Below are 18,546 nucleotides of genomic sequence, written 5' to 3'. Positions count from 1 at the left end.
CGCATGAAATCCAGGCAGACTGGCAGGGCGCATAATGCCTAATAGGCAAATTCGCGCTCATCTGTTGCGGCCGGTGCCGTAAAGAACTTTTTAAAGTACGGCATAAAGCTGATCGTAATCGGTATCGAATAAAAGCAATACATCGCCGCCGCTTCGCCGGTCGACACTCCAAACATCCACTGCGGCATAAACAACGTCATGATCGCCATGACAAAATGATACGAAGCGATACGCCAGTTATCTTTCCAGACAAATCCGCTGATCGCCAAACCGAATAACGAACCCCACGTAACCAGCAAACCATACGCACTGCCGATGTGGTAGCCGATATGATATTTGCCCATGAACAGGCACGAGACCATATTGCCTATAAAATTCGGGGCAATTTCAAACAATTGTTTTTCTTTAGGCAGAAAACTGAAAACCAGAAATGAAGAGCTGAGCATTACGCCGATGATGGTCGCCTTTTTCAGCGCTGTTTTGTCGGATGAATAAGTCGCCAACGCGGGCATAATGGCTAGTGCCTGCAAACTTATATGATACACCGACAGCTCGCTTAGAAGTTGATTCGTACCATAACCGCACTGATCTGCGACCGGATAAGCAAAATACTGAATGAATTCCATCAAGGCAAAATGAAAAATGGCGTAAGACCTGGCAACCCGAACCCACAACGGCTCATTTTTATCCAGAAAAGTAACACCCGATGCAGCCAGTCCAGCCAGACCCAGCCCCAGAGACATATCAGCACTAAAACACATAAATTATTCCCTAACTCATTATTTGTTAAAAATCGCCGCAAAAATTACCTTTAGTTTTTTGCAGTAGTTTTTTATTTTACCGTCTTGAATGAGCCATGACCACCCGCAGTCTGACTCATCAGTAATTATTTACTGATGAAGCGTTGCATGCATTCATGTATGGCGATTCCGATGCGCAAGTGGTACATTTCATAAATGTCTCTATATTGATGCAAAACGCCGACAAACTCGAAGCAAAAACCTCTTGTTTATATCGCCCCAAAGGCGGTACCCGCTGTTATCCCTATGAAAAATTAATCATTCCAGAAAATAAATAAGGCAATCCCGAAAATACAATATTCGGGCAATCCCTCTTTAACATAGCGGTAAAAGTGTAAATCGATTATTGAGACAGCTGTTTGTCGCCCGACGGGCTTATCATGATATCAGCCACATAATTTTACCCGCAGATAAGGTGCGCTTTAAGGCTTTTGAATATCTTCGACAAAATTTAGGAGAATATATGACCGGTCTTCACCTGCTTCAAATAATCATTCTGCTATTAATCGCCGTACTCGCTTTGACGACAATCGCGCGCAAGCTTGCCATTCCTTATCCGATTCTGCTGGTGGTCGGCGGTTTGGTCTTGAGTTTTGTACCCGGCCTACCCACGGTTCGTCTTGACCCGGATCTCATCTTCCTGGTTTTTCTACCCCCCCTTCTGTGGTTTGCCGCCTATTTCACGTCTTGGCGGGACTTTCGCGCAAACGCTTCTCCGATCACATTATTGGCGGTAGGATTGGTGCTGGCCACAACCGCAGCGGTTGCGAGTGTCGCCCACGCAGTGTTGCCCGGACTTGGATGGGCTGGAGCCATTGTTTTGGGAGCCATTGTCTCCCCTTCAGATGCTGTCTCGGCTACTGCGACCGTGAAGCAACTTCACTTTCCTCGCCGGGAAGTTACCATATTGGAGGGCGAAAGTCTGGTCAATGATGCAACCGCCCTGGTACTTTACCGCTCAGCGCTTGTCGCTGTAGTCAGAGGAACCTTTGATCCAAGTAACACTGTTATGGACTTTTTCCTTGCTGCAACCATGGGCATTGCTGTCGGAGTTATCGTCAGCGTCGTAAGCTGCTGGGTTTTACGGCTGACCGAAGACAGTTTTAGTGAAATCGCCATTACACTATTGGTTCCCTACATTGCCTGGGTTCTGGCCGAGCAGGCTCATGCCTCTGCTGTACTGGCTTGCGTAGCTGGAGGTCTTTATATCCGCCAACATTTCAGTGCAATCGTTGCACCCACTACCCGAATCCAGGCCAAGGCGGTGTGGGACGTTCTCGTATTCATACTCAACGGCGTTATTTTCATTCTCATCGGCCTGCAACTTGACACCCTTCGTGAAGCGATACCGGCCGACCAGTTGGGCGCACTCACTGTGAACGGCCTGCTGGTATGTGCGACAGCTATCGCTGTGCGCATGGTATGGGTTCCTGTCTCGGCCTGGGTGCCTCGGCTCTTAAGCCGCTCGCTACGGGCACGCGACCCGATGCCGCCCTGGCCTAATCTGCTTATTCTCGGCTGGTGCGGCATGCGCGGCATTGTATCGCTCGCTGCCGCAATGGCTCTGCCGCTGACCACCGCCGCCGGGACTCCTTTTCCTTTTCGCGCGGAAATAATCCTGATGGCCTTCATGGTCATTTTGGTCACACTGGTATTGCAAGGCTTGTCATTTCCGGCGCTGATCCGTATCTTGAATTTAGCTGACGACAAGAGCATTGAATATGAAGAGAGACAGGCTCGGGAACGCGCAGCAACGGCAGCCCTGACGCTTCTTGATGCCATGACCGATGAAGACTGGACGGTTCCTGATCATGTCGAACAACTGCGTATTCACTACAGCCGTCGCTTGCAACGCAATGTCAATTCTGAAGCCCCCGACACGGAAGGCATGAAAGAAGTAACCGAAGCATTCAGGCGTTTGCGGCACGAGACCCTAACGGCCGAGCGATTGGCCGTGATTAATCTTCGGAACGAAGACGTAATCAGCGACGAGGTCCTGCATCATCTTGAACATGAGCTCGATGTCGAGGCACTGCGGATCGGCATCGGAGAACTGCGCGTCTCGTATGTGCAAAGCACTAAAAAAACCACCAGAAAAATCACTAAGAAGCCCTCCAAAAAGTCGTAGAAATTACCCGATCAAAGATAACCCCCTCTCTCAATGACAATTTCAAAATCCCCCCGATGGAATGAGCTACACGCTACGCATAACTGCCGGAATGGCTGATTCTTGTTGGCTTTTAATCAGTGAATGTACTAATTTTGTTTAACTTAAGTGTTCATGTACCATCATCGACAGGGTTAAATTAAAACGTCGGCAAGTTCGCTTAAGGGCAAACAACGCCCACACGCTAAACAAGTTAAAAGATGGGTAAATGCACTGTTTGATGCACGGAAGGTATTAATCTCCACTCCAATGAGTCCGGTGACCAGCCTGAAACGATAACCCAACTTGCGTGCCGAAGGAGCAAATGGATTGACCTTTCGCGCCGTCCTGCATTTTCTCCCTCTATACAGATTACCCCGGCGATATTCCCGGCTTTGCTGTTTCTTTATCCAGGAGAAAACCAATGTCATCAACATTTGTTTTACATGATAACTCTCAAACGCAAGCCGGATATCAAGCCTTAAAAGATAAAATCCTGTTCGCTATACCGGACGACATTCCGCCGGTTTTCCGTATCATTTATGTTTAATACGGCTACCATAAGAGAACTTGTTACTGCGGCTCTCCGGGCGGGCGTACTGGCGGGCTTGTTGTTAACGGCCGCTCAACAAATCCGGGTTATCCCGAATTTATTTCACACTGAAGTGTACGAAGGAAGCGCCCCCGCTACGATTATCGCCAACCTGGGAAACGGCCACGCAGCTCATGACTGGCAACCTGAATACTTGGAACGGACATTTTTTAATATAATAGCCAATATCAGTCTGGGCATGGGCTTTGCCTTGCTGCTTGGCTCAATCATGTGTTTATGCGGACGCCCCGGCAGTTGGCGCACTGGGCTGCTGTGGGGGCTGGCAGGCTATATTACCTTTTTCGCCGCCCCTTCTTTGGGATTGCCGCTGGAAATTCCGAGCACTGAAGCGGCCAAGCTGGCAGATCGGCAAAGCTGGTGGCTGATAGCGGTGCTTGCTACCGGTTTCGGACTGTCGCTGCCGGCTTTTGCCAAAACCTGGACCAACAAGTTTTTCGGTGCTGTGTTACTGGCAGCTCCCCATTTAATAAACACGCCGCAGCCGGAAGTTCATAGCAGTGCGGCACCTGCCGAATTAACGCAATTTTTTATAGTCGCCACTGTTTTTGCCAACGCTGTCTTTTGGCTGGCCCTTGGCGGTTTAATGGGACATTTTTACAAAAAATAATCATGAGAACCCACGAAAAACATGTACTGATGTGCACAGACCTGCGCTGTTCCGAAAACGCCGCAGAAGCGTTTCAGCAACTGGGCCGGAAAATCGATGCCCGCCCTCAACTCAAAGTTAAGCGCACTCGCTCAAACTGTTTCGCTGTCTGTAAAAACGGCCCGATCCTGGTTGTCTACCCTGAAGGCGTCTGGTATTCCTGTACCGACGAGTCAGTGCTGGAGCGTATCGTCAGCGAGCATCTGGAAAATAACATCGAAGTCAGCGAACACATTATCCACCGCCTGGGCATCGGCGATGTCTGACGAAGGCAGGGATACAGTAAGAACAACTCAGGAAGCAGTGACGCATTAAGCGATATAATTTATTGCCTGCACCCCAATCCGTAAGGGGGCGCTATTACTAATTTAACCGAAATTATCTGGAAATGAACACCAACAAAGAACCCGCAGAGCAAGCAAATCCGCTTTCACCTAAATGCCCCGCTCTATTCATCGCTGCGCCCGGCTCCAATCACGGCAAGACCACCATTACCGCCGCACTGGCCCGTTATCATGTCGAGCAAGGACGCAAAGTCCGGGTCTTCAAAAGCGGTCCCGATTTCCTCGACCCGATGATACTTGAGCGCGCTTGCGGCCAGCCTGTACACCAGCTTGATCTTTGGATGACGGGCGAAGCCGAATGTCGGCGCTTGCTGCACGAAGCCGCACTGGAAGCCGACTTAATACTTATCGAAGGCGTCATGGGCTTGTTCGATGGCGATCCATGCAGCGCCGATATAGCCGAGCTGTTCTCGGTGCCGGTACTGGCCGTGATTGACGCATCAGGAGCAGCACAAACGGTGGGAGCCATTGCCTACGGACTTGCCAACTATCGGCCTGGACTGTTGTTCGCCGGTGTTTTAGCCAATAACGTCGGCAGCCCGCATCATTCCGACCTGATCAAACAAGGCATGCCGCCCGGCCTAGAGTACTTTGGCGGAATATCCCGCGACAGCCTGTTCAAGCTGCCGGAACGGCATTTGGGCCTGGTCCAGGCTGAAGAAGTGCTTGATCTCGACTCGCGCATGTCAGCCGCCGCAACGGCCATTGCCGCGACCGGATTGGCGAACTTGCCGGAAGCGGTCGAGTTTACCGCGCCCGGTCATCAAGCGCCGCCTCGACTGTTATCGGGTGTTCGCATCGGCGTTGCCCGCGACACGGCCTTTTCTTTTATCTATGCCGCCCATCTGGATCTATTGCGGAATATGGGCGCCACTTTGGCTTTCTTTTCGCCGCTTGCCGATGCCGCGCTGCCTGATGTGGACAGCATTTACCTGCCGGGCGGCTATCCCGAACTGTATTTGCAAACGCTACAGGATAATCTGGCGATGAAGGTTTCATTGCAAACGCATTTTCAACAAGGCAAGCCGATTTATGCCGAATGCGGCGGCATGCTGTATTTGCTGGAATCGTTAACCGATAAAACCGGAAATCGGGGCGACATGGCCGGATTGTTACCCGGACACGCCGTCATGCAAACCCGCCTGAAGGGCTTGGGATTTCAATCTGCGCCGATGCCCGGCGGCGTGCTGCGCAGCCACACTTTCCATTATTCCCAAGTCGAATCGCCGCTTACGCCTGCCGCATTCGGCCAGCGTGAACTTAACACTTCGGCAGGCGAAGCCATTTATCAGCTAAACAAATTAACGGCCAGCTATCTGCATTGTTATTTCCCTTCAAATCCCGCTGCCGCGGCGCACTTGTTTTTGCCTTAAACGGTGCGAATTAAAGGTGTTGAGTTTTTATAACCAACACCTTTACGCAGCCTCGTAGTCATCATCCACTTCATCATGCTGGATATGATGTTTTTCATCGACAGCCCGGATGGCCAAATTGCAGAAAAAACCGACCACTAACAGGCCGGCCATGATCTGCATAGTCATATTATAGGCATCGGCTTTAGGCACGCCCTGCGCGATCTGGCTTTCGCGGAGGTAATTGACCAGCACAGGCCCTGCAACTCCGGCCGTGGCCCAGGCAGTCAGCAAGCGGCCGTGAATGGCGCCGACGTATTTGGTGCCGAAAATGTCAGCCAAATAAGCCGGTATGGTCGAGAAACCGCCGCCGTACATACTCATAATGACCGCATAGCAACCCACAAACAGCCAGACATTATTCATCCGTCCGGTATAAGGCACTATCGAATAAAGGATGCAGCCCAGCATGAAGAAGGTGAAGTAGGTGCTTTTCCGGCCTAAATAATCCGACAGCGTCGACCAGAAAAAGCGCCCGCCCATATTGAAGAAGCTGAGCATGCCGACAAACGCGGCGGCTTTTTCGGGCGTGATTTGATCCTTAAACATCTCCTGGCTCATCGCCGAAGCCTGGCCCAGCACGCCGATTCCGGCCGTCACATTCAAACATAACACCAGCCACAGCAGATAAAACTGCGGCGTTTTAAGCACCTGCTCGACGTGCACATGCTTGTCGGTTATCAGCTTGCTTTTGCGCGTGTCCGGCTGGAAATTTTCCGGCAACCAGCCCTCTTCCGGCAAACGGATAGTGAAAGCGCCGATCATCATAAAAATCAGGTAAATACAGCCCATGGTCATGAACGTTTCGATAACGCCGATCGATGCAGGCGTCGCAAAATGCTTCATTAAAAACACGCTTAACGGCGCACCAATCATTGCGCCGCCGCCAAAACCCATGATTGCCAAGCCGGTCGCCATGCCGCGCCGGTCCGGAAACCATTTGATCAGCGTCGAAACCGGCGACACATAACCCAGCCCCAGACCGATACCGCCCAATACGCCGTAGCCCAAACACAGCAGCCAAATTTGATGCAACTCCACGCCGAGCGCCGCAATAAAAAAACCGCAGCTAAAGCAAAGCGCCGAACAGAACATCGTCACGCGCGGCCCGACAACCTCCAGCCATTTTCCGGCAAATGCCGCCGACAACCCTAAGAACATGATCGCCAAACTGAATATCCAGCCCAATTCGGTCAACTTCCAGTCTTCCGGCAATGATTCGGTCACACCAAGAACCTTGGTTAACGGCAGATTAAAAACACTGAATGCGTAAACCTGGCCGATGCACAAATGCACCGCCAGCGCGGCGGGAGCCACCAGCCAGCGGTTAAAATCCGGTTTTGCAATAATTCTGTCTTTAGATAAAAAGGATGAAGCCAACCACGTCGACATAAAAACTTTGTTCCTGTTGTTTAGTAAGTAATAACTGAGACTGATCATTATAAAATAACAGAACATGGATGGCACTGACTGGGCGGGCTAAAGAGAGAGCGCCGAAGCGTGAAGCAATAAAAATTTGTTATACTTACTTGGTCCCAAATTTACCGAGTACTCTTTATGCCCACCATTAGCATGTTTTACGGCATCGTTATTTGTCTTTATTTCTATGATGATGATCGACATAAATTGCCTCATATCCATGCAAAATACCAAGGTCAGGAAGCATCATTCTCCATTACTGATGGAGAAATCTTAAGTGGAACAATTCCGATGGCAAAAATTCGATTGGTTCAGGCATGGATTGAAATTCATCGCGAATCCTTGCTTGCGGATTGGGATCTGGCCGTTAATGGTCAAGCCCCGTTTCCTATCGATCCTTTACGTTAGGCGTAGTCATGGAAGCAGTTATTCGTGTAATACCTCGCGAAGATTATTCCCTGGAGCTCTGGTTCAATACCGGAGATCACCGCTTGTTCGATGCAAGGCCCTATCTGAATCGCGGCGTATTTACGCGCTTGCAAGACATTTCCTTATTTAAACAAGCGTTTGTGGCATTGGATACCGTATGTTGGCCGGGCGACTTGGATATTGCACCGGAAACGCTCTATGACAGATCAGTTCCTTTGACTGACTAGCGAAAATCAGTCATAGCTAGTTCCAAGCACATAACCCGACCTCTCTGATAATTCTAACTCGATACGTCTTGAATCAAAATGCTCAAAAGCATCTGTGAAAAGCTTCTCCTCTTCATCAGAAATAAGCCTTACACACCGAAGATTAAATCTAGCTCTTGAACAAGCGACATACAACAACTGCAAGTTTTTCTCCTTTTTCTTAAGATTTTCTTCATCAGGATCAAAAGCTGTACGAAAGTCGTATTCATTCCAAAAATACTCATCAAGAACTACTAACACATTATCAATTCCAGTGCCTTTGGTCTTATGCATTGTTATGTATGGTGTTTGTTCATCCTCGTATTTGAAAAAGTTAAGCACTTCTGCAAATGTAACCCTATCTGAGAAAAGGGCTTCAAGAAATTGTTTTTGTTTTACGTTTCGCTCTTGTTCCTTAAAATCATCCTCATCAATTCCAGGATTCTTTTTTTGCATTTTCGTCAATGTATGGCCATCATTAAAATAGTCCTCTTCGAATTTGGCAAAATCAGCATCTTGGCTAATTTCCTCTAAGAATTTTTCAACTCTATGCTTATATGTCACAAACGATTCTGATTTTTTCAAAAGGTTTAATGTAAAAGCAGTCTCGACTGTATTAACGGCCCCTCTGTCTGAATCAATGATCTTCTGAATATTAGTGCTGATATTTATCTTATCTGCAACCGTCTTAATTGATAACCCAGAATTTTTTAACTTTGAAAGAATAAAGTTATATTTTTTAGTTTCATAAGCATTACATAGCTCAAATAAATCTAACAGTTGCAGTTTAGTTAATATTTTTTCAATTTCTTCTCTTGGCTCTCTATACCTATCTGAAAAAACTTTATATAGATTAGGAAAACCAGCTTTTACAGAAACCGCTTTATTACTTAACAATAATGTTTTAGAGTCGCCACTAAAATAAGTTTTGTCGATTAAGTCATTAAGCGAATTTATATACATCTCCTTATCAGTATCAGTATACGAACTCTTCGAACTAGGTTTTTTATCACAAACTGCATATAAAAATTCAACTTGCCCTTGTCTTTCCTCTAGCGGCTCTTCTTCTCCATTTCTGATTTTTAGTGCTAGTTCTTGATTTAAACCATCATTTCTAAGCAGATTGATAAACTTGATAACTTGTGGAGAACATCTATAGTTATCTTCTTTTTCTATTCTTGTTAATATGCCAGTTCTAACATAATCTTCTACATTACCTATGCCATTTCCATAAATTGACTGCATAGAATCACCGAACAAACCGATCACAGGTTTGTTTTTTTCAGGTAATTTCACTAAAAACAAATCCACTATTTGTTTATCTGTATCCTGATACTCATCAATAAAAATATAGTCAAACTTATCATTCAGAACCTTTCCTAAAAGCGGATATTTATTAATTAATAAAGACGCGATATCTATCAAACCATCATGTCCAAACGTAAGATCTTTAAAGTTATTAAAACGTGTTTCATTATATTCTATAGACTTAAATCCCTTGCTTAGTATCTCTTCTTCTATTTTATTATTAATAACTGAAATTCTCTCATTCAGATCGCTGTTAAATTCTTCTGGCTTGGTATCGTAAACTCTTTTACCCTCAACCTTATCTATACGTTTTCCAAATAATAAAAAATATTTATCTGAATATTTCTCGTAAATCTTTTTATATTTTTCATGCTCTTTACTTTTTTGCTCTTTTTCATCGACGTAATTTGACAGATCAAGTCTTTCCATGAAATCGACTTTAAAAAGCTCATAGATAACTTGATGAATATTTTTTTTATAATCTTTGATTAAAGTATTTAAAAAAGAGTGAATAGTACTAACGACATGTTCGCCATCGATCCTAGATTTAATCTCGTCGACTGCTTTATTAGTATGAGTGATACAGGCAATTTTTCTATTAGGATGTTCCGTTGAAATAAAATCAATTAACTGCTTCAATGTTTCAGTTTTACCGCAACCTGCACCACCTTGAAGAACAAAGTCATGGCCATTCAAGAGACAATCTTTAATTTTATCTAACGCATTTAATTCACTAGCCATGAAAATGCCTCCCTAATATAACGCGGCATTTCCCAATCTAAATCATCATTTGTTAAAGCTTGGTATAACAATGAGGAAGCAAAGGAAGATTTACTATCCACTATACTATTCGTCAAATCGAATGTATTCATCGTTTCATTTTGAAGATCTTTTTTATTCTTCAATCCATGCACCTTATCACCAAGAGGCTTTAATTTCTCCCTATTGATGTGCAAAAAAGCATCTTCAAAACTTCTTGCGTGATAACCATCTTCATCAAGCTGATAAGCTACTTTAACAATACCTCCCTCAATAGTTAATTCACCTTTTGTCAATTTCATATACCATTCAGGAAATTCTGGAGCATCTTTTTCAGGAGCTTTATAAAAATGCTTTAGTGTATAGTTGCTTGTGTTGTCTGAATCGCTTACAGGCATTGCAGAGTTTGTTACTTTTTTTGTTGAATCAATATCAGTAATAATAAGTGTTTTAATACCCAAAAAATCAAGAAATGGCGCAAAAACTTTAGCATTTGCACCGACTTCTAATATTGAAATATGCTGAGATGCTAATGCTTCGGCAGGCTTAAACTTTTCGTCGAATTGTTTTATGAAGTATGGAAGCAAAATCTTTTCCGTTGTCCCCTCAATAAAAATTATTTTGTCGGCAAAAAATAGCTCAGAAGATTGAAGTGTCAAGTACTGCACTAAAAATTTAAAATGCTCTTCTTCCGTGTATGCTTTTCTTAATTCATTATAAAAGTTCTTGATTAAAATATTTTGATCGTCAGTTTTCAACAAATATCGAATATCTTTAAAATCACATTTCGAAACTATATGGGATGAATGTGTTGTAATTAAAGTTTGTAAATTTTCTGGATCTTTAATTATTTTCTTTATTTGCTCTGCAAACACATACTGCATTTGCGGATGAGTGTGAGCCTCCGGCTCTTCAATAAATAAAAGATTGATCGGTTTATTATCTTTTATAATATTGTATTTCTTAATTTCTATATCTAATAGTAAATAGATGATATTCATATAACCCAAGCCGTTTAGGTGTTCAGGTAATACGTGACCATCGTTTCCATAAACAACTTGGGAAGAACTTGAAACCAATTCGTTAGATTGAATATTCGAAATGACTTTGAGATTCTGTAAGCTTAAAAAGTCCTTGGCATTTTTTAGAAAATCATCGAATACAGTTGCATATTGTTTTTCTAAATTTATGTCCATATCAATCATCATTTGATTGATTGAGGAAAAGTCACTTTCGGAAGACTTGCTGTTATCGTTATAGAACTTAGTAGTCAATGAAGATAATGCTTGTTTATCTCTAATTGATCCCTCTGAGCTAGCGACATTACGTTTGGCATGTATTATCTGCAAATTGATAACTTCTTTGAGCGCAGTCAAATCTTTTTTAACTAAGTTAGTCCGGTCATGCCAGTCTAAGTCACTTTCATCTTGAAAAACATAGAGTTCATTTTTTGTATATTTGCTGATGTTTTTACAAATATATCTTTCTTTATCCGGCTCTGATTTATCTGAAATACTTTTTAATAATTTTGACTTATCAATCCTGCATTCAAAAAGCACATTTACGGTATCTACCGATGGATCTAAATCTAAAATAAATTCTGACAAATAACTTAAATCGTCATTCGCATCGTATTTAATTTCAACAATCATTTGGATCGTTAGATCACTATCTGGAGTGGTTTCTGTAATGTTTAGGATTTTTTGACGCTGGCATAAAGGATAATCATCTAAATTAAACTTATCATTCCCTTGAAAAAACTTTTGAAAGATAACTATGAATGAAGTTTTACCACTATTGTTTTTCCCGATTAAAAGTGATAATCCTTTTTTTACATCTAAGGTTGTATCTCGTAATAGCCTGAAATTTTTTATATTTATTTTATTAATATACACTTAAGATCCTTATAGAATATTGTCTTTTTTTCGCATCATATGATGTGATGGCATATAGTGATATATCCCATTTACAAATCGCCACCGGCCAAGACCGTCTTACACTACTCTAAGCCGATCTCAGCTATAACTTTATTTTCCTCTATTCTTTAAAATCTGTATGTCGGCCTAGACTTACAAATGAGTGCCGATTGATACCTCCAACGAAAGAGACAAATTAATTGCAACTGATTTTTTAGATATTTATTTTGCAATTCAACTTAACCTCATCGCCATGCATGCCACGAAAGCCCCAGTTTTCAGCCGGACTTTCGATGATACAGATTTCAACGACCTGATGATCAATACCAATCTTATTTTTGATCCTGTCGAACAGCAGCCGGAACAATTTCTTCTTGGTTTCAATCGACCAGCCTGTAATCATCGCAATCTTGATAATGGTGTGAGCTTCGGTGCGGCCTGCCGGGCAAAACATATCTTCTTTCGCCATCGGAAAGAAACGATGCGCGCGTTTATCGGCGGAAACTGCAAAGCTTCCATCACGCATTCGTGGACTACGTCCGATAGCCACTCACGAATCGGGATAAGGTTTTATCTAATGCTGTAAATTTTGATTTGGGCCAGATGGGTTCTATCAGTCCGGAAATGAAGAAAACTGGTCGGCCACGACCCACCAACGGCCGTCTTCCTTGACCAGGAAAAACATGTCGCGCCCGCCCAAATTCATGGTTTGCCCATTCATGTCGAACGCGATGTCGTAATAATACGCAACTACTGCGGCATCGCCATAAACATGGATTATCGGATCGATCTCCTGCCAACGATGAATACGCGCAACCTCAGCAAATCCTTTCCAGCCGGCAATACAGTCCGCGCCGCCTTCGCGGCGCAAACGATCGGTAGCGGTAATCGCCACCATGTCGCGGTGAAAATAATGCACCAGATCGTCCGGGTTGCCTTGGGTCCAGGCATCGTTCAACGCGCGAACGGTTGCCCAGACTTCTTGTTGTACCGGATCGTCGAAACGGATCATAACCGGCGAATTACTTTAATCACTGGGCGATATAAAACACGCACAGCTTGTTGCCGTCTAAATCACGAAAATAAGCGCCGTAAAAACCAGTATCGCCGCGCGGGCCGGGCTCACCTTCGTCGGTTGCGCCCAATTCCAGCGCTTTTGCGTATACATTGTGCACTTTCTCCTGGCTACCGCCATAAAGCGAGACCATGACGCCGTTGCCGACTGTCGCCGGCTTCTCGTCGAAGGGCTTGATGATGCTCAAAGCTGTTTGCGCAGGCCCGGTTCCCCACGCGATGTACATCTCAGTGTCTCTAACGCGTTGCGCCCCAAATTCGGCGAGCAAGCCATCGTAAAAAGACGCAGCGCGCTCGAAGTTGTTGGTGCCGAGAGTGATATATCCGATCATAAAATTTTCCTATAATTTTTTAAACAATGGTGAAATGGAGCTACAGCAAGGCAAACAATAAAACTATTTGCGCAATTTACAGGATTTAACCGGCGGCTAACAGATGCAATCAGCGTTTAAACATCAAAACGATTGATACCGCGAAACACATACGCCGGGTTGATACCAAAAGTCTCGCGAAAGCTGTGGCTGAAATGGGTCGCATCGGAAAAGCCGGCATCCAGCGCGGCAATAGTCAGATTATCGGTGACGCTTAAACTATCCAAAGCTAGAAACAGACGCTTCCATGTCCTGAAGCGCCGGTAAGGGACATCGGTCTGCTGCTTGAACAAATGCAAAAAACGGGACGGCGATAGATCGGCCCTATCGGCCAGATATTGTTGCGAGAAATTGCAATCCGGCTCATCGCAAATCAAGTCGATTGCAGCCTGTACGCGTGGATCAACTACCAAATTCAGCTCGCCGTCGTAGCGCAGCAAGTCGTCCAGGCAGCTTTCGATAACGGCTTTGTCGGGATTGAACTCATAAATCCAGCGCAATTGCTCGATCACTTCCTCATCCTGAAATAATGCCGGCAATTGCCCCGTGCATGAAAACCGGCGCTTGAAATACAGAAAATCGGAACTGTCGCGTTCGATAAACAACTTGCCGTGGATGCCGCCCTCAAAATCAAGCTCATGCCGGGTACCGGCGGGAACTATCGCACAGCGGCAGCTTTGCCATGTACCATTACCGACCTTTATCCTGAAAGGCCGATAGATGCCCACATGCAAGGTCACCGTTGCATAAGCGTGCGCATCCAGATGCACCGACGGGCCGAAATAAAGTGACCGCCCTCGCCAGATGAACAAGCGCATATAAGCGGGATAAAGTTTTAACATAGCAAGTTCATACAAGATTTAATTGCAATAGCCTGATTATAATCCGTCCAGCTGGTTTTTATGAACGTTACCAACAAGGGCATACTATGAATATTATTGAGTTTAAATCAGGCTTTAACAATTTACTGGGCAGTGTTGCAAAAGGCGTTATTTACGAGCATCACTTCTTTGAAATTCCGTCCGAACAAAAACCCTGGATAGATACCGGCCTTGACGTTGTACCCGGCGATAATTTCACTTCATTCGCCGCCGGGCAAACCCGGTTTAAAGACCTGCCCATCACCTTGGAACCCAATTTCCAGCTGTGGTTTCGTATCGGCCGGGATGGCGAGATATTCCGCGGCACCCGCGATAGCCATAGCTTTACCGCAGAGCAATCGGGACGGCTTTATCTGGCCAGTTATTTTCCGGGAGAATGGCTCAGCAAAACCGGCGATCTGGTAACCCCGGATGAAGTGTACGATAGGGTCACAGGCAATTTGGCCGTGCTGCTGATTCGCTGGCAGGTCGATACGCTGGATGGCTTGAAAAGCCTTGCCGAATACGATGACGTGAATAACCTGATCGCCATGGAAATCGACCGGCTGGTTTCTCCCGTTATTAAGCCGGAAGGCTGGGATTACTTGTGGTTCGTAGGCCCCGCTGAAATTTACCAACCCTGTGCAGCGCCGGCAAAAAAATCGGCAATCTGCTGTCATACCCACAGTGACGTCGGCTTGTTGCAAAAACCGGTTGCCCTGCCCTTTAAACCGGATACCCGCCTGCGCTGGTCGTGGAAGATGGATGCCCTACCCTCCGCCGTGCGGGAAGACACTCTGCCCACCCACGACTATTTAAGCATCGCGGTCGAGTTCGATAACGGCCAGGACATTACCTATTACTGGAGCGCCGAACTGCCGCCGGAAACGTCCTATCGCTGCCCGATACCGACCTGGGCCGACCGCGAGACGCATGTCGTGATCCGCTCAGGCTCACAGGGCTTGGGCGAATGGTTTAATGAAGATCGCGACGTTTATCAGGACTATATTAATGCGATAGGCGGAGCGATACCGGGCAACATCGTTAAAGTCTGGCTGATTGCGGTCAGCCTGTTTCAGCGTGAGGAAGGCGTATGCCAGTATGCGGACATCAGCTTCCTGAGCGATAACCGTGTAGTGCCTGTGCAATAGCTTTAACCGGAGCGAATAACATGAAACTTATTGGCTTAATATTTTGGTTTTACCTGGTTTTTAGTCACCCCGTTAATGCCGCTCCCCGCATTGCCGTATTAAACTTTGAGTTACTTGACGTCACTTTGTTACCGAATGCGCCGGAGGAATTAACCCGCACAGCATCAATGAAACCCTTGCTTGAGCAGGCTATCAGTCGACTTGGCAATTATGAAATTGTTCAAATCAGCATCAATGACCAGAATACCGCAACGGCTGGCGTGGGCTATTTGTTCAACTTCAATGACATTGCCGCCAAGCTAGGCAAGCAATCCGGCGCAGACTGGGTGGTGGTTGGACAGCACAGCAAACACAGCTTTTTGTATTCCTATGTGATGGCGCATTTGATCAATGTAAAAAACCAAAATCTCGCCGGAGACTTTCCTACTGAACTCAAAGGCACTCATCCAAAAGTCACTGAAAGAGGCATCAACGCGCTTGCAAAAAAGTTGACGGCCCGTATTATGCAGCTTGCCGATTCATCGCTTAAACATGCCCCCTAGACAGTTTGTGAGCTTGGGAGGGTCATCCTAACCATCTTTGATTGATACCATGAAACATCCTGAATTCCCGTTGACCGACGAATTAATTTATCTTAACCATGCCGCTGTCGGCCCCTGGCCTAAAAGAACCGGCGAGGCGGTGATCAGGTTTGCAGAGCAAAATACCCGCTACGGCTCGCACTTCTACCTGGACTGGCTGAACAAGGAAGCCGAACTGCGTAGCCAATTGCAGGCTTTGCTAAACGCCCCTTCTGCTGACGATATTGCGCTGGTTAAAAACACCTCGGAAGCCTTGTCCTTTGTCGCCTACGGCTTAACGTGGCAGCCCGGCGACAATATCGTGTCCAGCAATGAGGAATTCCCGTCCAACCGACTGCCGTGGGAATCCCTGGCCGATCAGGGCGTGGAGTTTCGCCAGGCCGACCTGCACAGCGCGGATACGCCCGAGGATGCTTTATTTGCCTTGGTCGATGACAGCACGCGCTTGTTGACTATCAGCTCCATACAGTTTGCCTCGGGCCTGCGTATGGACCTGGAAAGGATCGGCGATTTTTGCAAGCGGCGCGGCATCCTGTTTTGCGTTGACGCAATCCAGAGCTTGGGCGCGGTGCAATTTGACGTGCAGGCTTGCCAGGCGGATTTTGTGATGGCGGATGGCCATAAGTGGATGTTCGGCCCCGAAGGCCTGGGCGTTTTTTACACCACGCCTGAAGCCAGAGACAAGCTGAAGCTGACCCAGTACGGCTGGCATATGATGAAAGACACCCATAATTACGAAAACCAGCCGTGGGAAGTTCACCCCACCGCCCGCCGATTCGAATGCGGCAGCCCCAACATGCTGGGCATCCATGCTCTTTCCGCCAGTTTGTCTTTGTTGCTTGAAACCGGCATGGCCGCAGTCGAAACGCAGGTTTTAGAAAAATCCGATTATGTAATAGATGCGATTGCTAAAAACGCGCAATTGATTTTATTGACGTCCAGGCAAAGCCGGCTGAAATCCGGCATTGTTACCTTCAAGCACCGGACGATTGAAAACGAGGTGTTATACAAACATTTGCAGAAAAGCGGCGTAGTTTGCGCCTTGCGAGGTGGAGGCATAAGATTTTCTCCTCATTTTTATAATACCTTTGAGGAAATCGACCGGGCGTTTAAGTTAATTGGTTCGCTATAGCAAACAATACTGGTATTTCTTGATGCTTAACAGTTCATTCATCCAGCCAGTGACTTGTCAATACGCAATCGATCCAACTTGCGTTTTATGAAAACTGTCGACATGATGATAAATGAAAGTCGTAAGACAATAGACAAACCTAAGAAAGCGCTGAATAAATCGATTTTGCTCATGGCTTGGCAAAGCTAACAACAAAAAATCAAATGCTTACCGTTCATTCCGAGCCTGTCAAAGGATTTAATCAGCGCCTCCCTAAGTAATCCAGTCACTTTAACCCACATGCGTATTATGCGAAACCGGACTCAGCAATACCTGATTATTAATTTATTTTTTGCGCTATTACTTGGTTTAATACCTATCAACAAAGTAGCGGCCGATGATTTGCAACCCCCGCAGCAAATCATACAAAGTGTTTCGGAGCAATTACAGACGAAGCTACAGGACAAAATATTCACCCAGAACTTTGCTCAAGTTACGCAATACGTTAGGAGCGTTGTTACCGTACATACGGATTTCGACAAGATCGCACCGTTAGTTTTGGGGAAGTATTGGAAAACAGCGACGTCTGAAGAACAGGAGCGGTTTAAACGCGAGTTTCAGACGCTGATCATAAGAACCTATTCCAGAGCATTTGTGGAATATAACGATTGGACTATACGCTTTTTGCCGCTTGATATGTCCAATGAGAGTACAAAAGTCGTGGTAAAAACAGAGGTTCTTCAGCCCAGCCTTCAACCGGTCAACGTAAATTACCGAATGTACCTGAGTAAAGGCGAATGGAAAGTCTACGATATTATGATTGACGGTGTCAGCCTGGTAACCAATTATCGCTCGACCTTTAATGAAGAAATTAAAGCCAAAGGCTCATTAGGCGCGGTTATTGATAATCTTGCCAAACGTAATGCCGAGGCGCTTGCAGCAAAAGGCTCCTAATGACCGCTTTTAGCCACAAACTAAAAAACCTCATCCACACCTTGGTGCTTTTTCTTTGTATGGGCGCCATCTTGTCATTATTAGGTTTTATTATAGCCGGGATCGAGGGCATTTTATGGGCGGCGGGTTTAGGTGTTCTGATACTGGCCATTAGTCCCAACATCTCGCCGTCTTTTATTTTTTCCCTGTATCAAGGCAAATTACTGTCGGCGCATGATGCCCCCGGCCTTTATCAGATAACACAGGAATTGTCTAACCGCGCCGAACTACCCGCCCCGCCCGAGCTTTACTACTTGCCCACTCAGCTAATGAATGCTTTCTCTGTGGGTACATCGAAAAACTCAGGTATCGGCCTGAGTGATTCGCTGCTCGCTACACTGACCATGCGGGAGATTACCGCGGTATTG

20 protein-coding genes are annotated in these 18,546 nt (G+C 45.8%); 12 read left to right on the top strand and 8 right to left on the bottom strand.

Features of this window, described 5'->3' with window-relative positions; genetic code table 11:
• Nucleotides 1-38 precede the first annotated feature (38 nt).
• Nucleotides 39-761: a DUF5765 domain-containing protein gene (locus M0R47_RS09945; RefSeq protein WP_292553875.1), complete on the bottom strand. Its 723-nt coding sequence runs from the start codon at nucleotides 759-761 to the stop codon at nucleotides 39-41.
• 502 nt (nucleotides 762-1,263) lie between these two features.
• Here M0R47_RS09945 and M0R47_RS09940 point away from each other — a divergent pair.
• The 5 genes from M0R47_RS09940 (at nucleotide 1,264) to M0R47_RS09920 (ending at nucleotide 5,922) form a co-directional block, all read left to right on the top strand.
• On the top strand, nucleotides 1,264-2,928 hold the full coding sequence (locus M0R47_RS09940) for a Na+/H+ antiporter (protein ID WP_292553872.1): 1,665 nt from the start codon (nucleotides 1,264-1,266) through the stop codon (nucleotides 2,926-2,928).
• A gap of 442 nt (nucleotides 2,929-3,370) precedes the next feature.
• Entirely contained in the window at nucleotides 3,371-3,496 is a 126-nt protein-coding gene (locus M0R47_RS09935) for a hypothetical protein (protein WP_292553869.1), read from the top strand.
• A complete protein-coding gene (locus M0R47_RS09930) occupies nucleotides 3,489-4,166 on the top strand; it encodes a CbtA family protein (RefSeq protein ID WP_292553867.1) in 678 nt (225 codons plus the stop codon). Before M0R47_RS09935 ends, M0R47_RS09930 begins: the two co-directional genes overlap by 8 nt.
• Before the next feature lie 2 nt (nucleotides 4,167-4,168).
• Complete coding sequence (locus M0R47_RS09925; protein WP_292553864.1) at nucleotides 4,169-4,471, top strand: ferredoxin; 303 nt, start codon at nucleotides 4,169-4,171, stop codon at nucleotides 4,469-4,471.
• A gap of 122 nt (nucleotides 4,472-4,593) precedes the next feature.
• On the top strand, nucleotides 4,594-5,922 hold the full coding sequence (locus M0R47_RS09920; protein ID WP_292553861.1) for a cobyrinate a,c-diamide synthase: 1,329 nt from the start codon (nucleotides 4,594-4,596) through the stop codon (nucleotides 5,920-5,922).
• Nucleotides 5,923-5,964: 42 nt separating this feature from the next.
• On the opposite strand, the gene M0R47_RS09915 is transcribed toward M0R47_RS09920, so the two are convergent.
• Nucleotides 5,965-7,353, bottom strand: coding sequence for an OFA family MFS transporter (locus M0R47_RS09915; RefSeq protein ID WP_292553858.1), 1,389 nt, complete (start codon nucleotides 7,351-7,353; stop codon nucleotides 5,965-5,967).
• A 165-nt stretch (nucleotides 7,354-7,518) separates the two neighbouring features.
• Between M0R47_RS09915 and M0R47_RS09910 the strand changes: the two genes are divergently transcribed.
• On the top strand, nucleotides 7,519-7,788 hold the full coding sequence (locus tag M0R47_RS09910; RefSeq protein WP_292553856.1) for a DUF4160 domain-containing protein: 270 nt from the start codon (nucleotides 7,519-7,521) through the stop codon (nucleotides 7,786-7,788).
• An 8-nt stretch (nucleotides 7,789-7,796) separates the two neighbouring features.
• Nucleotides 7,797-8,036, top strand: coding sequence for a DUF2442 domain-containing protein (locus tag M0R47_RS09905; protein ID WP_292553853.1), 240 nt, complete (start codon nucleotides 7,797-7,799; stop codon nucleotides 8,034-8,036).
• Between the two features lie 6 nt (nucleotides 8,037-8,042).
• On the opposite strand, the gene M0R47_RS09900 is transcribed toward M0R47_RS09905, so the two are convergent.
• The 6 genes from M0R47_RS09900 to M0R47_RS09875 form a co-directional block, all read right to left on the bottom strand.
• Nucleotides 8,043-10,103 carry a UvrD-helicase domain-containing protein gene (locus tag M0R47_RS09900; protein WP_292553850.1) on the bottom strand — a complete coding sequence of 687 codons (2,061 nt, stop codon included), beginning with the start codon at nucleotides 10,101-10,103 and terminating at the stop codon, nucleotides 8,043-8,045.
• Entirely contained in the window at nucleotides 10,088-12,016 is a 1,929-nt protein-coding gene (locus M0R47_RS09895; protein WP_292553847.1) for an ATP-dependent endonuclease, read from the bottom strand. Before M0R47_RS09895 ends, M0R47_RS09900 begins: the two co-directional genes overlap by 16 nt.
• A gap of 235 nt (nucleotides 12,017-12,251) precedes the next feature.
• Complete coding sequence (locus tag M0R47_RS09890) at nucleotides 12,252-12,563, bottom strand: tautomerase family protein (RefSeq protein WP_292553844.1); 312 nt, start codon at nucleotides 12,561-12,563, stop codon at nucleotides 12,252-12,254.
• An 87-nt stretch (nucleotides 12,564-12,650) separates the two neighbouring features.
• Nucleotides 12,651-13,049, bottom strand: a complete 399-nt coding sequence (locus M0R47_RS09885; protein WP_292553841.1) for a nuclear transport factor 2 family protein — start codon at nucleotides 13,047-13,049, stop codon at nucleotides 12,651-12,653.
• A gap of 19 nt (nucleotides 13,050-13,068) precedes the next feature.
• Nucleotides 13,069-13,443, bottom strand: a complete 375-nt coding sequence (locus M0R47_RS09880; RefSeq protein ID WP_292553838.1) for a VOC family protein — start codon at nucleotides 13,441-13,443, stop codon at nucleotides 13,069-13,071.
• Between the two features lie 116 nt (nucleotides 13,444-13,559).
• On the bottom strand, nucleotides 13,560-14,324 hold the full coding sequence (locus tag M0R47_RS09875) for a helix-turn-helix domain-containing protein (protein WP_292553835.1): 765 nt from the start codon (nucleotides 14,322-14,324) through the stop codon (nucleotides 13,560-13,562).
• Nucleotides 14,325-14,410: 86 nt separating this feature from the next.
• On the opposite strand from M0R47_RS09875, the gene M0R47_RS09870 reads away from it, so the two are divergent.
• From M0R47_RS09870 to M0R47_RS09850, 5 genes are all read left to right on the top strand, one after another.
• On the top strand, nucleotides 14,411-15,493 hold the full coding sequence (locus M0R47_RS09870; protein ID WP_292553832.1) for a DUF3047 domain-containing protein: 1,083 nt from the start codon (nucleotides 14,411-14,413) through the stop codon (nucleotides 15,491-15,493).
• A gap of 20 nt (nucleotides 15,494-15,513) precedes the next feature.
• Entirely contained in the window at nucleotides 15,514-16,035 is a 522-nt protein-coding gene (locus M0R47_RS09865) for a DUF2380 domain-containing protein (protein WP_292553829.1), read from the top strand.
• Nucleotides 16,036-16,084: 49 nt separating this feature from the next.
• On the top strand, nucleotides 16,085-17,206 hold the full coding sequence (locus tag M0R47_RS09860) for an aminotransferase class V-fold PLP-dependent enzyme (RefSeq protein ID WP_292553826.1): 1,122 nt from the start codon (nucleotides 16,085-16,087) through the stop codon (nucleotides 17,204-17,206).
• A gap of 288 nt (nucleotides 17,207-17,494) precedes the next feature.
• Entirely contained in the window at nucleotides 17,495-18,139 is a 645-nt protein-coding gene (locus M0R47_RS09855; protein ID WP_292553823.1) for a phospholipid-binding protein MlaC, read from the top strand.
• Nucleotides 18,139-18,546: M48 family metalloprotease (locus M0R47_RS09850; RefSeq protein WP_292553820.1), on the top strand; the 408-nt coding region annotated here is incomplete at its 3' end. The genes M0R47_RS09855 and M0R47_RS09850, both read left to right, overlap by 1 nt.

Source organism: Methylobacter sp. (assembly GCF_023227905.1).
GTDB lineage: Bacteria > Pseudomonadota > Gammaproteobacteria > Methylococcales > Methylomonadaceae > Methylobacter_A.
The sequence above is the reverse complement of the archived record's forward strand: the minus strand, read 5'-3'. Positions and strand labels throughout refer to the sequence as shown.

Excerpts from the sequence above, each read along its gene's own strand:
- M0R47_RS09900 (WP_292553850.1), bottom strand. The coding sequence starts at position 10,103 with ATGGCTAGTGAATTAAATGCGTTAGATAAAATTAAAGATTGTCTCTTG.
- M0R47_RS09860 (WP_292553826.1), top strand. The coding sequence starts at position 16,085 with ATGAAACATCCTGAATTCCCGTTGACCGACGAATTAATTTATCTTAAC.
- M0R47_RS09865 (WP_292553829.1), top strand. The coding sequence starts at position 15,514 with ATGAAACTTATTGGCTTAATATTTTGGTTTTACCTGGTTTTTAGTCAC.
- M0R47_RS09940 (WP_292553872.1), top strand. The coding sequence starts at position 1,264 with ATGACCGGTCTTCACCTGCTTCAAATAATCATTCTGCTATTAATCGCC.
- M0R47_RS09925 (WP_292553864.1), top strand. The coding sequence starts at position 4,169 with ATGAGAACCCACGAAAAACATGTACTGATGTGCACAGACCTGCGCTGT.
- M0R47_RS09870 (WP_292553832.1), top strand. The coding sequence starts at position 14,411 with ATGAATATTATTGAGTTTAAATCAGGCTTTAACAATTTACTGGGCAGT.
- M0R47_RS09920 (WP_292553861.1), top strand. The coding sequence starts at position 4,594 with ATGAACACCAACAAAGAACCCGCAGAGCAAGCAAATCCGCTTTCACCT.
- M0R47_RS09930 (WP_292553867.1), top strand. The coding sequence starts at position 3,489 with ATGTTTAATACGGCTACCATAAGAGAACTTGTTACTGCGGCTCTCCGG.
- M0R47_RS09880 (WP_292553838.1), bottom strand. The coding sequence starts at position 13,443 with ATGATCGGATATATCACTCTCGGCACCAACAACTTCGAGCGCGCTGCG.
- M0R47_RS09935 (WP_292553869.1), top strand. The coding sequence starts at position 3,371 with ATGTCATCAACATTTGTTTTACATGATAACTCTCAAACGCAAGCCGGA.
- M0R47_RS09945 (WP_292553875.1), bottom strand. The coding sequence starts at position 761 with ATGTGTTTTAGTGCTGATATGTCTCTGGGGCTGGGTCTGGCTGGACTG.
- M0R47_RS09885 (WP_292553841.1), bottom strand. The coding sequence starts at position 13,049 with ATGATCCGTTTCGACGATCCGGTACAACAAGAAGTCTGGGCAACCGTT.
- M0R47_RS09875 (WP_292553835.1), bottom strand. The coding sequence starts at position 14,324 with ATGTTAAAACTTTATCCCGCTTATATGCGCTTGTTCATCTGGCGAGGG.
- M0R47_RS09855 (WP_292553823.1), top strand. The coding sequence starts at position 17,495 with ATGCGAAACCGGACTCAGCAATACCTGATTATTAATTTATTTTTTGCG.
- M0R47_RS09890 (WP_292553844.1), bottom strand. The coding sequence starts at position 12,563 with ATGCGTGATGGAAGCTTTGCAGTTTCCGCCGATAAACGCGCGCATCGT.
- M0R47_RS09915 (WP_292553858.1), bottom strand. The coding sequence starts at position 7,353 with ATGTCGACGTGGTTGGCTTCATCCTTTTTATCTAAAGACAGAATTATT.
- M0R47_RS09910 (WP_292553856.1), top strand. The coding sequence starts at position 7,519 with ATGCCCACCATTAGCATGTTTTACGGCATCGTTATTTGTCTTTATTTC.
- M0R47_RS09905 (WP_292553853.1), top strand. The coding sequence starts at position 7,797 with ATGGAAGCAGTTATTCGTGTAATACCTCGCGAAGATTATTCCCTGGAG.